Raw genomic sequence first — 17,401 nt, forward strand, 5'->3', positions numbered from 1 at the left:
CGAGGTTCTTATGAACGAAAAGAAACAAACCCGTTTGCGTCGTGCGAAAAGCACACGCTTGCACATTCGTGCATTGGGTGCGACTCGTTTGTGTGTAAACCGCACGCCGCGTCACATCTATGCGCAAGTTATTTCAGCAGATGGTGGAAAAGTTTTAGCGCAAGCTTCAACTTTAGATGCATCTTTGCGTAGCGGTACTACAGGTAATGTGGATGCAGCTACGAAAGTTGGTGCTTTGATCGCAGAACGTGCTAAAGCAGCTGGTGTTACCAAAGTTGCATTTGACCGTTCTGGTTTTAAATATCATGGTCGTATCAAAGCCTTGGCTGATGCTGCTCGTGAAGGCGGCTTGGAGTTCTAATCATGGCGAAAGTTGAACAAAACGAAGGTCTCGTTGAAAAGCTGGTTGCCGTTGATCGTGTAGCCAAGGTTGTTAAAGGTGGTCGTATCTTCTCTTTCACAGCATTAACTGTTGTGGGCGATGGTAATGGTCGTGTAGGTTTTGGTCGTGGTAAAGCACGTGAAGTTCCAGCTGCTATTTCTAAAGCACTTGAAGCTGCTCGTCGTAACATGATCACTGTAGACCTTGCGGGTACTACTTTACAACACCCTGTGAATGCTCGTCATGGCGCAAGCCGTGTATACATGCAACCTGCTTCAGAAGGTACTGGCGTAATTGCTGGTGGCGCTATGCGTGCTGTTCTTGAAGCTGCAGGTGTACATAACGTACTTGCTAAATGTTATGGTTCTACAAATGCTGCTAACGTAGTAAACGCAACTTTCAAAGGTTTGCGTGATATGACTTCTCCTGAGAAAGTCGCTGCGAAACGTGGTCTTTCAGTAGAACAAATTCAAGGGTAATCAATCATGAAAACGATTAAAGTTACCCAGACTAAATCTTCTTCGCATCGTTTAAAAAATCATAAACTTTGCCTTAAAGGTTTAGGTCTGCGTCGTATTGGTCATACTGTAGAAGTGCAAGATACGCCTTCTAACCGTGGTATGGTCAACAAAGTTTACTATATGGTTAGTGTAGAGGAATAAGCCATGACTCTGCGTTTAAATGAACTTGCACCTGCAGAAGGTGCTAAGCGTGATAACCGTCGTTTAGGCCGTGGTATCGGTTCTGGCGTTGGTAAGACTGGTGGCCGTGGTGTCAAAGGTCAAAACTCACGTAAAAGTGGTGGTACTCGTCCGGGCTTTGAAGGCGGTCAAACTGCGTTATATCGTCGTTTGCCTAAATTCGGTTTCACTAGCCAAATCGCTTTGAAAACTGCTGAAGTACGTTTGTCTGAGTTGAATAAAGTTGAAGGTGATGTTGTTAGCCTTGAAACTTTAAAAGCTGCGAATGTTGTTCGTCGTGACCAAATTCGTGCTCGCATCGTTCTTTCTGGTGAAATCACTCGCGCATTCACTGTTAAAGGTGTTGTGTTGACTAAAGGCGCTAAAGCTGCTGTTGAAGCTGCTGGCGGTAAAGTCGAGGAGTAATCTCGAGTGTCTATGACTCCTAGTTCTACTGGTCATGTAAACATGATGAAAGGCCAACCATTTCATGTGAAATACCGTGAAATTATTCGTCGATTAATGTTTTTGATTGGCGCGTTATTGGTCTTTCGACTAGGAGCGCATATTCCGTTGCCGGGGATTGATAATGTAGCACTAGCACAGTTTTTTAAAGCTAATGAAGGTACCTTCTTAGGTTTATTTAACATGTTCTCTGGTGGTGCGTTAGAACGCATGTCGATTCTAGCGTTAGGGATTATGCCGTACATTTCTGCATCGATTATCGTGCAGTTAATGTCTACGGTAGTTCCTTCGCTAGAAGCTTTGAAAAAAGAAGGCGAGCAAGGCAAGCGTAAGATCAATCAATATACACGCTACGGCACCTTATTTCTTGCACTCGTGCAAGGTGTAGGGATGTGTGCTGGCCTGATTAGTCAAGGTATTACCTTAACTTCAGGCTTAGCATTCTATGTTCCAGCAGTAACTTCGTTAGTTGCGGGAACAATGTTCTTGATGTGGTTGGGCGAGCAAATTACCGAACGTGGTGTTGGTAATGGTATCTCGATGATCATTTTTGCGGGTATTGTGGCAGGTTTGCCAAATCTCGTAATTCAGTCGTTTACGTCTGTACAAAATGGTCAAGGTAGTTTAATTGGTTTAGCTGTATTCGGTTTACTCTCATTAGCCGTTTTAGCTGCGATTGTGTTTATTGAAAAAGCACAGCGTCGTATTCCAGTGAACTATGCACAGAAGCAGCAAGGTCGTCGCGTATTTACTGCACAGCAAACACACTTACCGTTAAAAATTAACATGGCAGGTGTTATTCCAGCAATTTTTGCAAGCTCATTGTTATTATTTCCAGCGAGTTTGGGACAATGGTTAGGAAGTGCTGATCCAAATGCAGGGATTGTGAAACGTAGCTTACAAGATCTGGCATTGGTGTTATCGCCTGGACAGCCGTTGTATTTAATGCTCTTTGGCGCGTTAATTATCTTCTTCTGTTATTTCTATACTGCGCTAGTATTTAGCCCGAAAGAAGTATCAGAGAATTTAAAGCGTAGCGGGGCATATGTGCCTGGTATCCGCCCAGGTGAGCAAACGGCTCGTTATTTAGATCATATTCTTAACCGTTTGACCTTCATTGGTGCAATCTACATTACCGTAGTGTGTTTAATGCCTATGGTGCTACAAAGTTCGTTCGGTATTCCATTCCATTTGGGTGGGACATCTTTACTGATTGTAGTGGTAGTGGTAATGGACTTTATGGCGCAACTCCAAGCGCACCTTACTTCGCATCAGTATGATAATCAAACGTTAATGAGAAAAACGACTGCTCATCCTAAGGGATAAGCGCACTTAGAAGGTTTCATCATGAAAGTACAAGCTTCTGTAAAGAAAATTTGTGGTAGCTGTAAAGTTATCCGTCGTAATGGGGTTATTCGCGTAATTTGTAGCGCAGAACCTCGTCATAAGCAGCGTCAAGGTTAATTTAATTAAGACCTGTTGATTTCAGTAGGCTAATTAGGTTATTATCCGCCCCTCAAGATTTTTGTGGGGCGGTTGATTATCTTGACTGCCTTTTTGGAGAAAATTGAATGGCTCGTATTGCCGGTGTAAACATTCCGGATAACAAGCATGCTGTTATCTCTCTCACGTATATTTTTGGTGTAGGTCGCCACACTGCTAAGAACATCTTGGCTGCTGTAGGTATCACTGAAACTACAAAGATTCGTGAATTAGATGATGCTCAGCTTGATGCGATTCGTGCAGAAGTTGCTAAGGTTCCGACCGAAGGTGATTTACGTCGCGAAATTTCCATGAACATTAAACGTTTAATGGATTTAGGCTGCTACCGCGGTCTTCGTCATCGTCGCAGCTTGCCTGTTCGCGGACAACGCACCAAAACTAACGCACGTACCCGTAAAGGTCCGCGCAAACCGATTAAGAAATAAGATTTCTGGAAGCTAAAAGATGGCTAAAGATACTCGCGCACGCAAGAAGGTCACTCGTACCGTCTCTGAAGGTGTCGCACACATTCACGCTTCTTTTAATAACACCATTGTTACGATTACCGATCGTCAAGGTAATGCATTGGCTTGGGCTACCTCAGGTGGACAAGGCTTCCGTGGATCACGTAAATCAACACCGTTTGCTGCTCAGGTAGCTGCTGAAGTTGCTGGTAAAGCTGCTTTAGATTACGGTTTGAAAAACTTGGACGTCCTTGTAAAAGGTCCTGGTCCTGGTCGTGAATCTGCGGTTCGTGCATTAGGTGCAGTGGGTTATAAAATTAACAGCATTACCGATGTGACTCCAATTCCGCACAACGGTTGCCGTCCACCTAAAAAACGTCGCGTGTAAGGAGAAACATTCATGGCTCGTTATATTGGTCCAAAATGCAAACTCTCTCGCCGCGAAGGGACAGACCTGCAATTAAAATCTGGCGTTAAACCATTTGACGTTAAGACTAAAAAACATGCTAAAGCTCCTGGCCAACATGGCGGAGCTCGTGGTAGTAAACAATCAGAGTACTCACTACAATTACGTGAAAAACAAAAAGTACGTCGTATGTACGGTGTGTTAGAGCGTCAATTTAGTAACTACTACAAAGAAGCTGCTCGTGTGAAAGGCGCAACAGGTGAAAACTTGTTGAAATTGCTTGAAAGCCGTCTTGATAACGTTGTTTATCGCATGGGTTTTGGTTCTACACGTGCAGAAGCTCGTCAGTTAGTATCTCACCGTAGCATCACTTTGAACGGTCGTCGTGTTAACATTGCATCTATCCAAGTTAAAGCTGGTGATGTAATTGCAGTACACGAAGGCGCTAAACAACAATTACGTATTAAAAACGCAATTGAATTAGCTGCTCAACGTGGTATCCCTGCTTGGATGGAAATTGACCATTCTAAGTTAGAAGGTACGTTTAAAGCTGCACCAGATCGTTCTGATTTACCTGCTGAAATCAACGAAAGCTTGATTGTAGAATTGTATTCTAAATAATCCTTGAGGTAGCAATAAATGACGCGTACTGCAAACGAGTTTCTAACTCCGCAAGCGATCAAGGTCGAAGCGGTGAGCGGGACCTCGGCAAAAGTGATTCTGGAACCTTTAGAGCGTGGCTTTGGTCATACTCTAGGTAATGCTTTACGTCGCATTCTATTGTCTTCTTTACCTGGCGCTGCTGTGGTTGAAGTAGAAATAGAAGGTGTCGAGCACGAGTACAGTACTTTAGAAGGCTTGCAGCAGGACATCGTCGAGCTCTTGCTGAACCTAAAAGGATTGTCTATTAAGCTGTTCGATCAAAATGAAGCATATTTAACATTAGAGAAACAAGGGGCGGGTGACGTAACTGCAGCTGACCTTCGTTTACCTCATAATGTTGAAGTGGTTAACCCTGATCATTTAATCGGTACTTTGAGTTCAACTGGTTCATTAAAAATGCGCCTTAAAGTTGCTCAAGGTCGTGGCTATGAAACATCTGACTCACGTTTCCCTGAAGGTGAAACACGTCCTGTAGGTCGTTTACAGTTAGATGCTTCTTATAGTCCAATCAAGCGTGTTTCATACACAGTAGAAAATGCTCGTGTTGAACAACGTACCGATCTTGATAAGTTAGTGATCGATCTTGAGACTAACGGAACTGTTGATCCAGAAGAAGCAATCCGCAAAGCGGCAACAATCTTGCAACAACAAATTGCAATTTTTGTTGATCTTCAGAAAGATCAAACTCCTGTTGCTCAAGAGCCTCGCGAAGAAGTTGACCCGATCTTGCTTCGTCCAGTAGATGATCTCGAGCTAACTGTTCGTTCTGCTAACTGTTTGAAGGCAGAAAATATTTACTACATTGGTGATCTTGTTCAACGTACTGAAGTTGAGTTGTTAAAAACTCCTAACTTAGGTAAAAAATCGTTAACAGAGATCAAAGATGTTTTGGCATCGAAAGGTTTACAACTCGGCATGCGTTTAGAGAACTGGCCACCAGCTAGTCTCCGTATGGATGACCGTTTTGCCTATCGTAGCCGTTAATTAAGTAGGACTATCACCATGCGTCATCGTAATAGTGGTGTGAAATTAGGCCGTACCAGCAGCCACCGTAAGGCGTTGTTCCAAAATTTAACGAATGCTTTAGTTGAGCATGAGTTAATTAAAACAACTTTACCTAAAGCGAAAGAACTTCGCCGCGTTGCTGAGCCTTTAATCACTTTAGCTAAAAACGATACAGTAGCAAACCGTCGTTTAGCGTTTGCTCGTACTCGTTCTGCAGCAACTGTTGGTAAATTATTTACCGTTCTTGGCCCTCGTTACAAAGAACGTAACGGCGGTTATCTTCGTGTTCTTAAAGCGGGCTTCCGTGCAGGTGATGCTGCACCGATGGCTTACGTTGAACTCGTTGACCGTGAAGTAAAATAATACTTCTACGTGTAGAACAGTCAGTTGTTCCAAAAAAGACCGGTGTAATAGCCGGTCTTTTTTATTGTTTAATATTTAAAGAAGACCGCTTTTCAGCTTCAAAAAGTCATTAATTTCTGTCTAAATCGTTATGACTTGGTTGGATAGACTCATGATTTTCATATTTATAAAGTATTATTAAAGCTCAAAGAACGAAAAACAAATTTAATTTAAAGGCGGAAAATGAAAATTTTCGGGTTCATATCTATTATTTTAGGACTAATCATTTCTATGCATACATCAGCTAATCCAACCTTCTCAAATGAGCTATTAATTAAAGCAAAGAATGGTGATTCATCAGCGCAATTAGAATTAGCAGACGTTTATATACATGGCTATGGGATTGAAGAAGATGAGGTTCAAGCTGAATCTTGGGCGATGAAGTCTGCTGAAAATGGTAATGTAAATGCTATGTATTGGCTAGGCGACGGGTATGCAACATATGCAGGTTTGGTTGAAGATACAGATCCTATAGATGCTGAAGATCATTATAAAAAAGCGTTTGTTTGGTTTTTAAAGGGATCAGAACTCGATCATATTGATTCTATGGTTGGCTTAGCTAGGTTATATCGTAATGGTGAGGGTGTTACAAAAAATATTGAGCAAGCATTAGATTTACTTAAAAAATCTGCTGCTAGAGGAAGTAAAGAGGCCATGAGAGAGATGGAGTTTATGTATCAATATGGAATAGGCGTAGAACAAAATTTAGATACTGCAAAATTTTGGGAAGATAAAGCAAATGCTAATTAATCTATTTTAAGCTGTTGATTTCATTTTTGATATTTTTGTATGAGCCATTCAAGTATAAAACATTCTAGAATGGTTTTCATTTTTATGAATGTTTTAAATATTATTTTTCTAATGAACCCGAGCAGATAAGTGCCTAAACACGGCTATCTTTTCTCTTAACTAAGAGCCTCTGATAAAAGAAATCCAAGCAAAAATTTCTAGATTTTTTGCCCCTCAATTTTTTAAAAATGTCCCGAAGTGATATGAAAAAACCGATGAATGACCAAACTTGACATTGCGTATTGTCAAATTTGTGCTTTAATAAAGTCATGGTTTATACAGGGTATAAAAAAAATGGAAAAGCAAGTTGATGTATTAATTATTGGTGCAGGTATCTCTGGGATTGGGTTAGCTGTGCATCTCTCGAAGAACTGTCCACAACGTAAATTCGAAATCTTAGAGCGTCGTGATAGTTTTGGCGGAACATGGGATTTATTCCGTTACCCTGGTATTCGTTCTGACTCGGATATGTCAACATTTGGTTTTAATTTTAAGCCATGGGCAAAAGACAAAGTATTGGCGAGTGGTGCTGAGATCAAGGGTTATTTAAGCGATGTGATCAGTGAGAATCAGTTAAAAGATAAAATCCATTTTGGCCATCGTGTACTTTCTGCAAATTATGATTCTGCAAAGAAAAAATGGGCTGTGGAAATTGAAGACTCTAACAAGAAAAAGCAAACGTGGTCAGCAAACTTTGTGATGGGTTGTACGGGCTACTATAATTATGATCAAGGTTATGCACCGAAGTTCCCGAAACAAGAAGATTTCAAAGGCCAATTGATCCACCCACAACACTGGCCAGAAAATCTGGATTACACTGGCAAGAAAGTGGTGATCATTGGTAGTGGTGCAACAGCAATTACCCTTGTTCCTTCAATGGTGAAAGGCGGTGCAGGGCACGTGACCATGTTGCAGCGTTCTCCTTCTTATATTGCGACAATTCCTTCAATTGACTTTATTTATGAAAAAACCCGTAAATTTATGTCAGAAGAAACGGCTTATAAATTTACCCGTGCACGTAATATTGGTATGCAGCGCGGTATCTATGCATTAGCGCAAAAATATCCGAAAACTGTTCGTCGTTTATTGTTGAAAGGCATTGAATTACAGTTGAAGGGTAAAGTGGATATGAAACACTTTACACCGAGCTATAATCCTTGGGATCAGCGTTTATGTGTGGTGCCAGATGGCGACTTATTTAAAGCGCTACGTGAAGGCCAAGCCAATGTTGAAACAGATCAAATTGAAAAATTCACTGCCAATGGTATTCAATTGAAGTCTGGTAAACACCTTGAAGCAGATATTGTGATTTCAGCGACAGGTTTGGAAATTCAAATCTTGGGTGGCGTGAAAGGTACAATCGATGGCAAGCCAATGGATACCTCACAACACATGCTTTATCAAGGTGTGATGGTGAGTGATGTGCCAAATATGGCGATGATCATTGGTTATATCAATGCGTCTTGGACTTTAAAAGTTGATATTGCTGCGGATTATATTTGTCGTTTGCTTAATCATATGGATAAAAATGGCTATGATGAAGTGATTGCCCATGCGGATCCAGCATTGCGTGAACAAGACACTATTATGGGTAAAATGTCTTCGGGTTATATTGCACGTGCAGCAGATGTGATGCCAAAACAAGGTAAAAAAGCACCTTGGAAAATCACCAATAACTATCTTGCGGATCGCAAAGAATTGAAAGATGCATCATTCAATGATGTCGTCCTACAATTCCATAAACGTGGTGAGCAAGTCGATCGTAAACCAAAACTGGTGTCGTAATCGTTTATTGAGTTCATTAAAACCCTATGCATAAGCATGGGGTTTTTTATTTGCAATCAGACTTTAAATCTGGTCAATATCGCGTATATTGAGCACATTAGAAAATTTAGATTAGGGATAATACGATGAAAAGAATCATCATCTTAGGGACATTATTATTCAGTACATCGGTCTTTGCCGATGATGTAAAACAAAAAGAAGTCATTGCGCAAAAGTTGGCATCCGTTGACGGGACGGAACAAGGGCTGCAAAACACCGATAAAATGATTTTAGAGCAAATTCGTATGCGTTTGCCAAAAGACTTACCCGAAAGTTTTTATACCGATTTGAGTAAAAATTTGAACAGTGAACAGCGTAAGCAATTTATCGTGCAACGTTATGTGGAAAGTTTTAGCCAGAAAGAGTTACAAGCAGCCTTGAACTTCTATCAATCTGTAGAAGGGAAGGCTTGGGCAAAGAAAGCCAGTGATGTTGGCAGTGAGGTCGCGCATTTCACTACACAAAATGCGCGTACAGCGCTTAATACCACGATGCAACAATATATTGAGAATCCTAAAGTGAAGCAGTTGATGGCAAGGATGAATCCACTGCCTGTTCAAGCTGATGAAAAACCTGAATCGAAATAAATAAAAAAGGGATCGCGCATTGGGCACGATCCCTTTGTTGTATTGATATTTAGAGTGTACGAGAAATGAGTTCTTTCATGATTTCATTGGTACCTGCATAAATGCGATTGGCACGGTTATCGATATAAGCACGGGCAATTGGATATTCCAGCATATAGCCATAACCACCATGCAGTTGTAAGCAGTCATCTACAACTTTTGAGAACATATCAGAAATTTTGTATTTTGCAGCTGCCGCAGCATCCACACCTAAGCTTTCTTCAAGCTGTAGTTCCATACAGCGATCAAGATAAGTACGACAGAAATCAATTTCCGTACGCAATTCTGCCAGTTTAAAACGAGTATTTTGGAAGGTGCTAATGGCTTTGCCGAATGCTTTACGATCTTTAGTGTATTGTACTGTATGTGCAAAGGCAGCTTCAGCACCTGCTTGACAGATAATTGCGACCAGCATGCGTTCCCAAGCGAGCTCTTTCATCAACATGATAAAGCCCATGCCTTCCATACCTAATAGGTTTTCTTTCGGTACACGTACATTATCAAAGAACAATTCACAAGTATCTTGGCCTTTCATCCCAATTTTATTCAAAGGCTTACCTTTACTGAAACCAGCACGATCTGCTTCTACAATCAGCAAAGATAAGTTGGCTGAGCCTTTTTCATTGTTGCCTGTTTTACACACCACAATCGCCATATCACAAAGATAGCCATTGGTAATAAAGATTTTAGAACCATTGATGACATATTCATCGCCATCCAATACAGCAGTCGTGCGAACTGCTTGTAGGTCGGAACCTGTACCAGGTTCAGTCATCGCAATCGCAGTCACGGCTTCACCTGTTGCCATTTTCGGTAACCAGTGTTGCTTTTGCTGCTCATTCCCAAAGTTATTGATATAGTTGGCCACGATATCTGAATGCAAAGAGAAGCCCGTGCTTGAATCCATGGCATAGGCTTGTTCTTCGATCAGAATCATACTGTAAAGGCGATCTACACCTGAACCACCGTATTGCTCTGGCATGGTCGTACAAAGCAAACCAAGTGCACCTGCTTTATTCCATAAGTCACGATCAACATGTTGTTGTTTTTCATATTTTTCAATATTAGGTACAACTTCTTTCTCATAGAATTTACGCACGGTTTCGCGGAATGCTTCGTGGTCAGAAGTAAACAGTTTTCGTGGCAGCATGTTTGGAATTGGACGAATAGCACCTGATTGCATTTGTTATTTTTCCCTAGAGTGTTGGATTTAAATCATCTTCATCACCATACAAGAAATTGAAAATAGTGGACAATGTGATCAATGCTCAATTTGATTGATGTATTTGGTCACTTGAGAAAAATCTCTAAGAACTTCATTGGGGAGATCGGGTACACTATGGGAAAATTGTTGCATTGCGGAGCCAATAATGTCTGATGAAATGACACTGGAAGAGCGTAAGGTTGTGTATCGTGCACGTCGTGGTTTAAAAGAAATCGATGTGTATTTTGATCCTTATGTTAAAAACCACTATCTGACAGCTGATATCGCTGAAAAGGCATTATTTGCGGAGTTGGTCGATCAAGAAGATCCGGATTTATTGGATTGGTTTATGGAGGTTGGAGAACCGCCTCGTGCAGAATTAAAAAATTTTATTTTAAAATTAAAACACTATGTCCATGGCTGATGGTGTTTTCGAGCTGCAACGCAGTCGTTTTGCGATGGTATTGCAGCTCTTGATTTTCATTGCCATCCTTAGTTTAACTTATTCCTTGCTTGCCTTATGGATTTGGCTATTGTGCTTCTGCATGATGGGAGCTGCTTGGATTTTGTTTCTCAAACAGCCACAAATCAAACGTTTTGAATACTTGGATCATCAAGAATGTTCGTTCGAGTTTTATGACCCCGAATTAAAGATTCAGCGCAGAATAATCGTTAAAATATTGGATCACAAATTTTACATCGCACTCTATTTTTCTCATTCAAACCAGAGAACTTGTATCATTTGGTGGGATCAATTATCACATTCTCAGTGGCAAAAGCTAAAATTACGCGCAAAATTGGCATAATTGTTTGACAATTCTACAACCGTATAAAATTAATAAAAATATAAATTTCAATAATTTAGTTAAAATTAGAATTTGTTTTGTTTAAATTGTTAGATTAAATACTCTAAAAAATAGTGAAAATTATGATTGTCAGACAATCTGGCGATCAAGTCCGATTTATTTTCGTTAAAGTACAAACACCAACGTAAAGTATGGTGGAGGTCCAAAATGGAAATTCCAACATGGTCGTTTCTGGTGATTGCAATTATTTTTGCGATTGTAGTAGGAAGAGCAGGAACTTTACTCAGGGAATTTCTTGAATCACGTCAACCTCAAGTTGCAGTGACCAAGAGAAAGAGATTGAAAGTGTCATCAATATATCACTCTCCCGTGAATATCGATGATGAACGCCAATCTAGTATCTACCAAAAGTAGATACGTAAGTGTAGGAGGTCTCTATGGAGATTTCAATGTGGATGTTTCTAGTAATTGCAATCGTTATGGCGATTGTTGTAGGAAGAGCTGGAACGTTACTCAAGGATTATTTTCAACAAAACTAAAATATAAAGAGTTTCACGATTTTACCAGTTAATAAGTAGCATGTGCTGAACCGTCGCAATGCTACTTTTTTTTGCCTGAAATTCCTGTTAAACCGCCCAAGTGTCAATTCATTCCGCTGTGATCTGTGTCAAAATGTCTCGGTTAAAATTAGAGCAATTACTCTTTAATTCAGGTTATGCATCTGATAATGTACAGCTAAAAGGAAAAAACAAATTATTAGAGGGACAGGAAGTATGTCTAAACTCCAAAAAATTGGACAAGGTGTGGCGGTTGCTGTATTGACAACATCAATGCTATCGGGATGTTCATATGTGATTAAGACGGGTGCGAATGTCGCACTTGGTTTTGGTGAGAACCATATTGTTCCACCGATTTTAGCAATGGATGATGCTGAAATGGTGTGTAACTCTGGGAATGCTTTAACCCCTGCAGTGATGTCAACCAAAGATATGGGGGCTGACCCAACCCGAATGGCGGTATTACTCTATACCGCAGCTGGTGTTTGTGCTGAAAATCAAGCTTTAGAAGCAGAGTTGCGTTATCTACGTGCGTCTAAAGCAGGTCAGATTTCAGAAGCACAAGATGCACGTATCGAACAGAAACGTTGGGCGGGAATTGCTGCTGAGCGTCAATACGCAGGCTATCAGCTTTTTGCAAACCGCTGGGAAAGCAAATACAAATATAAGTTAGGCGATTCATGCCCAACCATGCGTAATGATCTAGATCAAACTGTTTATTTACTCGGTATGGTCAGCGGACTGCAGGCTATGACCAACGATATTAATTCTGGCGGTGCGATCAATGTACCTAAGGATATTGCAGGGATCGTTGAACGTGGTATGGCGTGTTTAGATAATGAAAAATTCTGGGGTGCTCCAATGGCAACCCGTGCTGTGATCTGGACCTTATTACCAGGTGCCGGTGATGGCAAACCTGAACCTTATGCAACCATGAAGCAGTCTATGGCAATTGGTGAGAAGAAGGGTGTTCGTTTAGCACATGCTTTATATGCTGTTGCAGCACAAGCGAGTGGTGATGATGCGAAACTGCGCGATGCTTTTCGTTCTTATGCTGCAGCCACAGGTGATGACAAACCTGCGAATCCTCAGTTTAGATTGATTGATAAAATGGCTGGTTTGATGGTTCGTGGTATTGCAGATCGTTATTGGACTGAAAATACAGGTGTAAGGGCCAATGATGAAGGTCTAACCTCATTCTGGGATGACAAGCAAGAAAGCTCAGCTGAGTTGGATTCGTTATTTGATGGTGGTGAAGCGGCACCTTCACAGGATCAAGCTGCGCCAGCATCAGACCAAGCAGCACCAGCACAAGAAACTCCAGCGGAGTAACCTGAATTAAACGACCTTTTACAGATGAACTATCTAAAATTGTAAAAGGTCTATTTTTTAGGGGGCAGTAAGCCAATGAAAGATCAAGTATGGATAAGCAAGATTATTTTGATTGCGATATGTATTTCTATATCGGCTTGTCTACAGGTTTTTGCTGATCATTTTATTTATTGGCGGCCAAGCTTACTTACAGAATTTTGGCGTATTTGGACAGCACATTGGGTTCATGTAGGCTGGGTTCATTTTCTACTGAATATGATGGCATTCGCATGTTTGCCTTTCATTTTCCCTCATGTCCGAAATTGGCATTTATGGGCATTGTTGTTGATCTTACCTCCTTTCATTAGTTTCGTTTTTTATTTTTATTTACCTTATATTGATGCTTATGCTGGACTTTCTGGTGTTTTGCATGGTTTATATACTGCTGTAGGCTTGGTATATCTGCAATATAAAAATGAACGTAAATTTGCGGTACTGGTTTTAGCGTTAATTGCGGCAAAACTGATATGGGAAAATACCTTCGGAAAAACTGGTACGGCTCAGTTAATTGGTAGTCCAGTATTGACTGAAGCGCATTTAATTGGTGCAATCGGTGGCGTCTTATGTGGTTTAAGTTATTTATTTATAATAAGGAAAAATAGAGAACACACAAATTGATAAAAACAACCAACAAAAAAGTGATTGTAGTCATTCTTTTTTTTTAAAGTTTGATGCAAATTTAAGCGGTTTAAAAGGGATTGGTTATGTAGAGGGTAAATTCATTTATCTATCAACCATGGACAGCGCATGATTCAACATCTTTGGATGGATGTTGATAACAATAAACTGGAATAGACATGCAAAATGATCAAGAGAATAAGTCTGGATTAGCTCGGTTAGGCTATATCTGGAATGATTGGATATCGACATTCATCATTCTTGCTTTGTTGCTAATGACTTTGCTTATTGGTACAGGCGAAATGATTCACGGTCAGATGCTTCGTATGGGGGAGCGTCTTTACGGTGATCAAACAACAGGGATGCAGTATTCGTTTTTACGTGCGGAACCTGAGAAACCATCTTGTGATCGACATCCAAACATTGATGCACAAGTTCAAGAGCAGATGAAAGCCAATGCTGCTGATGAATTTGCAAGTATGTTTGGTGCGGCTTCTGAATCTGATGTTCGTGCATCTTTATTGGCTGCGCAGCAGCAGTGTGAAGAAAAATACCAATTCTATGACAAAGCAATGAAGCACTTGGAAAATCATCCAAGTATTCGTACTTATCGTAAAGTTGAAACTACTTTCTTTGGAATCTTTAAATTAGGTTCTGAAAACCAAACTGTTATTTTATTGATAATGGTATTGTTTGCTTCTATTACCGCATCTTTACGTTATCACCACATTGGTTTACGTGCACCAAAAACTAAAATCGACTTCCGTGTCTATTCGGCGTTGATGGTTGCTGGTAATGCTTTACTCAGTTATTCAGTGATTAGCCAATACCATTCAGTATTGAATTCAGGTGTTGAAGTTGCTGGAAAAACAGCGGTCTTGTATTGGTTATGGATTGCACTATTTGTATCTCTGACGATTATCAGTATCTTCCAATTTATCTTTATTCCCAAAACAGCACAACCGAAGGGTAACTTTGGTTTGGCGTTACTGAGCGTTCCGCTGTATGCGTTTATGTCTTTGGTGACAGGGATTGTATTTACCTTCTTCATGGATTATCCAATGGGGCAAGGGATCTACTTAGGTATTTTGGTTGAGTTCTCAGGTATTTTCTTAAATCTGGCATTATTTATTTGGGCAGGTATGTTGCTGACCCAAACACGTGTGATGGATTTATTCTTAAATATCTTACGTCCATGGAACTTGGCACCTGAAACTTTAACTTGGTTAATCTTGATTGCAGCAGCGATTCCAACAGCATATACAGGTGCTTCAGGTATTTTCGTTATTGCAGCGGGTGCGATCATCTATAAGGAAGTATGGAACTCGGGTGCTCGCCGTCAATATGCTTTAGCTGTATCGGCAATGTCTGGTTCTTTGGGTGTCGTGATTCGCCCATGTTTATTGGTTATCTTGATCTCAATGCTAGACAGTCGTCACGTAACATCGACTGAATTATTTGATCATGGTATCTATGTATTCTGGTTAACAGCCTTCATTTTCTTAGGTGTTTCTCTGATTCTTGCCGAAGAAAAATTCCGTGTGAACTCGCCTAAAATTGCTGTACCAGGAATGTTACGTGCCTGCGTACCAGTGATTCCTTATGTGATCATCGGTTTTGCTGTGGTGATGTTCTATAAGCTTGCTTTAGATACTTCAATCAATGAATTTACTGCGCCAATGATTTTACCGTTGGTATTGATTGCAATGATCTTGTTTGACAAGTTATTTGCTTCAAAACTAGCACCTGCACCAGTTGTTGATGCGAAACATGAAGCTTTGGTTCGTGAGCATGAAAAGAAATCAGAATTTTTGAAATCACATGATCCACACGGTAGTAAGAGCTTTGGTTTTGGTGGGGCATTACGTTTTGCAACATCGGAAACGGTCGGACATATCGGTGCATTGATTCTATTGATGGCATTGTCTGCAAGTGTTGGTGGCTTAATCGAACGTGCAGAAGTGGTTGAGTTATTACCAACACACTTGGGTAATATCTATATTTCACTTGCCTTTATTGCGCTGTTACTTGCCATTATTGGTATGACAACCGATCCATTTGGTGCGGTGATTTTGGTTGCTGCAACCGTTGCACCTGTCGCCTACGAAAATGGTATTCATCCGATTCACTTCTGGATGATTGTATTGGTTGCATTCGAGTTTGGTTATGTAACACCGCCTGTTGCCTTGAACCACTTGCTGACGCGACTCTCCGTCGGGGATGAAGAGGTCACGGCCGCCGATAAGGAAGCAAAAGAGAAATACACCAGTTTCTACTTCCGTTATGAGCGTTGGTTATTGCCGATCATCGTCTTGTTCTCATCATTGGTGTTGGTGACTTATGCGCCGTATATCTTCCAGATGTTTGGTTGGTATAAACATTAATGATTGAAACCAAAAGAAAAGCAGCTTAGGCTGCTTTTTTTATTGTTATTTTATTGAATAGGTTAATCTATGAAAGAATTGAGTCAGGAAGAGTATCAGGCAACCTTTTTCCCTCCCATGCTAGATATCACAGAGAGTGCTGAAGAAATTGTAGATTTATGGGACTATGCTGATCTTGTGATTGAGCAGCTTTATCATTCTTGTACTGCATGGGAATGGTATGTGAAACATATTTATGAAACTCAAGATGGGAAATTCCAACATATTAATATTCCAGTGCCCTTAGACAATACGTATCTTGTTGTAATTATCGATAAGCCGAAACGGGAAATTCTAGGCCACTATGTACTGGATTTGCACCCTTATCCAACGCATTAAGCTTAGGGTATTGAAGGTTTTGACCTTTGTATTAAAGGACTACACAACAAAATTGCAGAGAGAATAATGCCAAAACCAATCACGCTATATAGATCAGGCACTTCATTCCACAATAAAAAACCCCAGATCCCAGCAAAGATAATCGCCACATAATTGACTGGTGCAATTTGCCCAGCAGGGGCAAGACGATAAGCATGTGACATAAAAATCTGGCTGACATTGGCCAGTACGCCTGCACCAATCAAAAACAATAATTCTTGTAAATGGTAAGGTCGCCATACCCAAAACATTGGAATGACGGACAGTAGTGATCCTATAAAACAGAAATAGAATACAATCCGTTCAGGGGGTTCGGTTTGAGTCAAGGCACGGACTGTGACAAAGGCCATTGATGCCAATAGGCTTGAACTGATCCCAACGATCGAAACCCAATTCAGCAAACCTTGATCTGGTTTTGCTACACAAAATACTCCAATAAAGCCGAGTCCCGCTGCACATAGCATCGCCGTGGTGATTTTCTCTTTCAAGAAAAGCCATGCGATCAAGGGAATAAAAATTGGAGAAGAATAAGTAAATACCATCGCATTGGAGAGTTTTAGGTGTGCGATGGCATAGAAAAATCCATACATGGCGGCAAGCCCAACGATACTACGCCATGTGTGCATCCACAGTTTTTCTGTTTTTACAAAGCTTGTTCCTTGCTTAAAAATAAACGGCAAAAACAGGACCAGTCCAACGACATTGCGGAAAAATACAATGGTGTAGTTATCGACCGTATGAGAGGCATAACGAATACAGATTCCCATCACAGAGAAAAGCAGAGCAGAAAGAGTAAGGCAACCGATCGCCAACATCAGGTTGCGATTGGTTTGTTTAGCATCCATAGTGATTCGGG

Annotated in this window: 23 protein-coding genes; 21 read left to right on the forward strand and 2 right to left on the reverse strand. The window is 40.7% G+C overall.

Annotated features, from left to right (window positions below):
- Positions 1 to 10 precede the first annotated feature (10 nt).
- The 14 genes from rplR to F3J02_RS09390 all read left to right on the forward strand — a co-directional run bounded on the left by rplR (position 11) and on the right by F3J02_RS09390 (position 9,149).
- Positions 11 to 361 (forward strand): 50S ribosomal protein L18, encoded by a 351-nt coding sequence (gene rplR / locus F3J02_RS09325; RefSeq protein ID WP_004775881.1) that lies wholly within the window; start codon positions 11 to 13, stop codon positions 359 to 361.
- A gap of 2 nt (positions 362 to 363) precedes the next feature.
- On the forward strand, positions 364 to 861 hold the full coding sequence (gene rpsE, locus F3J02_RS09330; RefSeq protein WP_004657688.1) for a 30S ribosomal protein S5: 498 nt from the start codon (positions 364 to 366) through the stop codon (positions 859 to 861).
- A gap of 6 nt (positions 862 to 867) precedes the next feature.
- Positions 868 to 1,044 carry a 50S ribosomal protein L30 gene (gene rpmD, locus F3J02_RS09335; protein ID WP_004804119.1) on the forward strand — a complete coding sequence of 59 codons (177 nt, stop codon included), beginning with the start codon at positions 868 to 870 and terminating at the stop codon, positions 1,042 to 1,044.
- A 3-nt stretch (positions 1,045 to 1,047) separates the two neighbouring features.
- The gene (gene rplO, locus F3J02_RS09340; RefSeq protein WP_004804120.1) at positions 1,048 to 1,488 is read left to right on the forward strand and encodes a 50S ribosomal protein L15; all 441 of its coding nucleotides are present in this window, start codon (positions 1,048 to 1,050) and stop codon (positions 1,486 to 1,488) included.
- Between the two features lie 45 nt (positions 1,489 to 1,533).
- A complete protein-coding gene (secY, locus tag F3J02_RS09345; protein ID WP_171061115.1) occupies positions 1,534 to 2,853 on the forward strand; it encodes a preprotein translocase subunit SecY in 1,320 nt (439 codons plus the stop codon).
- A gap of 21 nt (positions 2,854 to 2,874) precedes the next feature.
- Positions 2,875 to 2,991, forward strand: coding sequence for a 50S ribosomal protein L36 (gene rpmJ, locus F3J02_RS09350; RefSeq protein WP_000867907.1), 117 nt, complete (start codon positions 2,875 to 2,877; stop codon positions 2,989 to 2,991).
- A 107-nt stretch (positions 2,992 to 3,098) separates the two neighbouring features.
- Complete coding sequence (rpsM, locus tag F3J02_RS09355) at positions 3,099 to 3,455, forward strand: 30S ribosomal protein S13 (protein WP_004657696.1); 357 nt, start codon at positions 3,099 to 3,101, stop codon at positions 3,453 to 3,455.
- Positions 3,456 to 3,474: 19 nt separating this feature from the next.
- Positions 3,475 to 3,861, forward strand: coding sequence for a 30S ribosomal protein S11 (gene rpsK, locus F3J02_RS09360; protein ID WP_004281491.1), 387 nt, complete (start codon positions 3,475 to 3,477; stop codon positions 3,859 to 3,861).
- A gap of 12 nt (positions 3,862 to 3,873) precedes the next feature.
- Entirely contained in the window at positions 3,874 to 4,500 is a 627-nt protein-coding gene (rpsD, locus tag F3J02_RS09365; RefSeq protein WP_004657698.1) for a 30S ribosomal protein S4, read from the forward strand.
- A gap of 18 nt (positions 4,501 to 4,518) precedes the next feature.
- A complete protein-coding gene (locus F3J02_RS09370; RefSeq protein ID WP_004657700.1) occupies positions 4,519 to 5,526 on the forward strand; it encodes a DNA-directed RNA polymerase subunit alpha in 1,008 nt (335 codons plus the stop codon).
- 18 nt (positions 5,527 to 5,544) lie between these two features.
- The gene (gene rplQ / locus F3J02_RS09375; RefSeq protein WP_004641032.1) at positions 5,545 to 5,910 is read left to right on the forward strand and encodes a 50S ribosomal protein L17; all 366 of its coding nucleotides are present in this window, start codon (positions 5,545 to 5,547) and stop codon (positions 5,908 to 5,910) included.
- 270 nt (positions 5,911 to 6,180) lie between these two features.
- Positions 6,181 to 6,699, forward strand: coding sequence for a tetratricopeptide repeat protein (locus F3J02_RS09380; protein WP_167248700.1), 519 nt, complete (start codon positions 6,181 to 6,183; stop codon positions 6,697 to 6,699).
- Between the two features lie 333 nt (positions 6,700 to 7,032).
- Positions 7,033 to 8,523 (forward strand): flavin-containing monooxygenase, encoded by a 1,491-nt coding sequence (locus F3J02_RS09385; protein ID WP_004804131.1) that lies wholly within the window; start codon positions 7,033 to 7,035, stop codon positions 8,521 to 8,523.
- A gap of 125 nt (positions 8,524 to 8,648) precedes the next feature.
- Positions 8,649 to 9,149 carry a DUF2059 domain-containing protein gene (locus tag F3J02_RS09390; RefSeq protein WP_167248701.1) on the forward strand — a complete coding sequence of 167 codons (501 nt, stop codon included), beginning with the start codon at positions 8,649 to 8,651 and terminating at the stop codon, positions 9,147 to 9,149.
- A gap of 49 nt (positions 9,150 to 9,198) precedes the next feature.
- Here the strand turns inward: F3J02_RS09390 and F3J02_RS09395 are convergent, their stop codons facing one another.
- Positions 9,199 to 10,371, reverse strand: coding sequence for an acyl-CoA dehydrogenase family protein (locus F3J02_RS09395; protein WP_167248702.1), 1,173 nt, complete (start codon positions 10,369 to 10,371; stop codon positions 9,199 to 9,201).
- Between the two features lie 187 nt (positions 10,372 to 10,558).
- Between F3J02_RS09395 and F3J02_RS09400 the strand changes: the two genes are divergently transcribed.
- The 7 genes from F3J02_RS09400 (at position 10,559) to F3J02_RS09430 (ending at position 16,506) form a co-directional block, all read left to right on the forward strand.
- Entirely contained in the window at positions 10,559 to 10,816 is a 258-nt protein-coding gene (locus F3J02_RS09400; RefSeq protein WP_167248703.1) for a succinate dehydrogenase assembly factor 2, read from the forward strand.
- Positions 10,809 to 11,198 (forward strand): hypothetical protein, encoded by a 390-nt coding sequence (locus tag F3J02_RS09405; protein WP_167248704.1) that lies wholly within the window; start codon positions 10,809 to 10,811, stop codon positions 11,196 to 11,198. The genes F3J02_RS09400 and F3J02_RS09405 overlap by 8 nt, the downstream gene beginning before the upstream one ends.
- A 207-nt stretch (positions 11,199 to 11,405) precedes the next feature.
- The gene (locus tag F3J02_RS09410; RefSeq protein WP_167248705.1) at positions 11,406 to 11,612 is read left to right on the forward strand and encodes a hypothetical protein; all 207 of its coding nucleotides are present in this window, start codon (positions 11,406 to 11,408) and stop codon (positions 11,610 to 11,612) included.
- A gap of 359 nt (positions 11,613 to 11,971) precedes the next feature.
- Positions 11,972 to 13,087 (forward strand): hypothetical protein, encoded by a 1,116-nt coding sequence (locus F3J02_RS09415; RefSeq protein WP_167248706.1) that lies wholly within the window; start codon positions 11,972 to 11,974, stop codon positions 13,085 to 13,087.
- A 75-nt stretch (positions 13,088 to 13,162) separates the two neighbouring features.
- Positions 13,163 to 13,744 (forward strand): rhombosortase, encoded by a 582-nt coding sequence (rrtA, locus tag F3J02_RS09420; protein ID WP_167248707.1) that lies wholly within the window; start codon positions 13,163 to 13,165, stop codon positions 13,742 to 13,744.
- 179 nt (positions 13,745 to 13,923) lie between these two features.
- The gene (locus tag F3J02_RS09425; RefSeq protein ID WP_167248708.1) at positions 13,924 to 16,128 is read left to right on the forward strand and encodes a TRAP transporter large permease subunit; all 2,205 of its coding nucleotides are present in this window, start codon (positions 13,924 to 13,926) and stop codon (positions 16,126 to 16,128) included.
- Positions 16,129 to 16,197: 69 nt separating this feature from the next.
- Positions 16,198 to 16,506 (forward strand): hypothetical protein, encoded by a 309-nt coding sequence (locus tag F3J02_RS09430; protein ID WP_167248709.1) that lies wholly within the window; start codon positions 16,198 to 16,200, stop codon positions 16,504 to 16,506.
- 2 nt (positions 16,507 to 16,508) lie between these two features.
- Here F3J02_RS09430 and F3J02_RS09435 read toward each other — a convergent pair whose 3' ends face one another.
- A complete protein-coding gene (locus tag F3J02_RS09435; RefSeq protein WP_167248710.1) occupies positions 16,509 to 17,390 on the reverse strand; it encodes a DMT family transporter in 882 nt (293 codons plus the stop codon).
- Between the last annotated feature and the right edge of the window lie 11 nt (positions 17,391 to 17,401).

Origin of the sequence: Acinetobacter sp. Tr-809 (assembly GCF_011753255.1) — a bacterium.
Classification (GTDB): Bacteria; Pseudomonadota; Gammaproteobacteria; order Pseudomonadales; family Moraxellaceae; genus Acinetobacter.

Bases quoted from the DNA above. Each gene is read 5' to 3' on its own strand.
- F3J02_RS09385 (WP_004804131.1), top strand. From the start codon at position 7,033: ATGGAAAAGCAAGTTGATGTATTAATTATTGGTGCAGGTATCTCTGGG.
- F3J02_RS09395 (WP_167248702.1), bottom strand. From the start codon at position 10,371: ATGCAATCAGGTGCTATTCGTCCAATTCCAAACATGCTGCCACGAAAA.
- rpmD (WP_004804119.1), top strand. From the start codon at position 868: ATGAAAACGATTAAAGTTACCCAGACTAAATCTTCTTCGCATCGTTTA.
- rpmJ (WP_000867907.1), top strand. From the start codon at position 2,875: ATGAAAGTACAAGCTTCTGTAAAGAAAATTTGTGGTAGCTGTAAAGTT.
- rpsK (WP_004281491.1), top strand. From the start codon at position 3,475: ATGGCTAAAGATACTCGCGCACGCAAGAAGGTCACTCGTACCGTCTCT.
- F3J02_RS09410 (WP_167248705.1), top strand. From the start codon at position 11,406: ATGGAAATTCCAACATGGTCGTTTCTGGTGATTGCAATTATTTTTGCG.
- F3J02_RS09425 (WP_167248708.1), top strand. From the start codon at position 13,924: ATGCAAAATGATCAAGAGAATAAGTCTGGATTAGCTCGGTTAGGCTAT.
- rplR (WP_004775881.1), top strand. From the start codon at position 11: ATGAACGAAAAGAAACAAACCCGTTTGCGTCGTGCGAAAAGCACACGC.
- F3J02_RS09415 (WP_167248706.1), top strand. From the start codon at position 11,972: ATGTCTAAACTCCAAAAAATTGGACAAGGTGTGGCGGTTGCTGTATTG.
- F3J02_RS09370 (WP_004657700.1), top strand. From the start codon at position 4,519: ATGACGCGTACTGCAAACGAGTTTCTAACTCCGCAAGCGATCAAGGTC.
- F3J02_RS09405 (WP_167248704.1), top strand. From the start codon at position 10,809: ATGGCTGATGGTGTTTTCGAGCTGCAACGCAGTCGTTTTGCGATGGTA.
- F3J02_RS09435 (WP_167248710.1), bottom strand. From the start codon at position 17,390: ATGGATGCTAAACAAACCAATCGCAACCTGATGTTGGCGATCGGTTGC.
- secY (WP_171061115.1), top strand. From the start codon at position 1,534: ATGAAAGGCCAACCATTTCATGTGAAATACCGTGAAATTATTCGTCGA.
- F3J02_RS09380 (WP_167248700.1), top strand. From the start codon at position 6,181: ATGCATACATCAGCTAATCCAACCTTCTCAAATGAGCTATTAATTAAA.
- rplO (WP_004804120.1), top strand. From the start codon at position 1,048: ATGACTCTGCGTTTAAATGAACTTGCACCTGCAGAAGGTGCTAAGCGT.
- F3J02_RS09390 (WP_167248701.1), top strand. From the start codon at position 8,649: ATGAAAAGAATCATCATCTTAGGGACATTATTATTCAGTACATCGGTC.
- rrtA (WP_167248707.1), top strand. From the start codon at position 13,163: ATGAAAGATCAAGTATGGATAAGCAAGATTATTTTGATTGCGATATGT.
- F3J02_RS09400 (WP_167248703.1), top strand. From the start codon at position 10,559: ATGTCTGATGAAATGACACTGGAAGAGCGTAAGGTTGTGTATCGTGCA.
- rplQ (WP_004641032.1), top strand. From the start codon at position 5,545: ATGCGTCATCGTAATAGTGGTGTGAAATTAGGCCGTACCAGCAGCCAC.
- F3J02_RS09430 (WP_167248709.1), top strand. From the start codon at position 16,198: ATGAAAGAATTGAGTCAGGAAGAGTATCAGGCAACCTTTTTCCCTCCC.
- rpsE (WP_004657688.1), top strand. From the start codon at position 364: ATGGCGAAAGTTGAACAAAACGAAGGTCTCGTTGAAAAGCTGGTTGCC.
- rpsM (WP_004657696.1), top strand. From the start codon at position 3,099: ATGGCTCGTATTGCCGGTGTAAACATTCCGGATAACAAGCATGCTGTT.
- rpsD (WP_004657698.1), top strand. From the start codon at position 3,874: ATGGCTCGTTATATTGGTCCAAAATGCAAACTCTCTCGCCGCGAAGGG.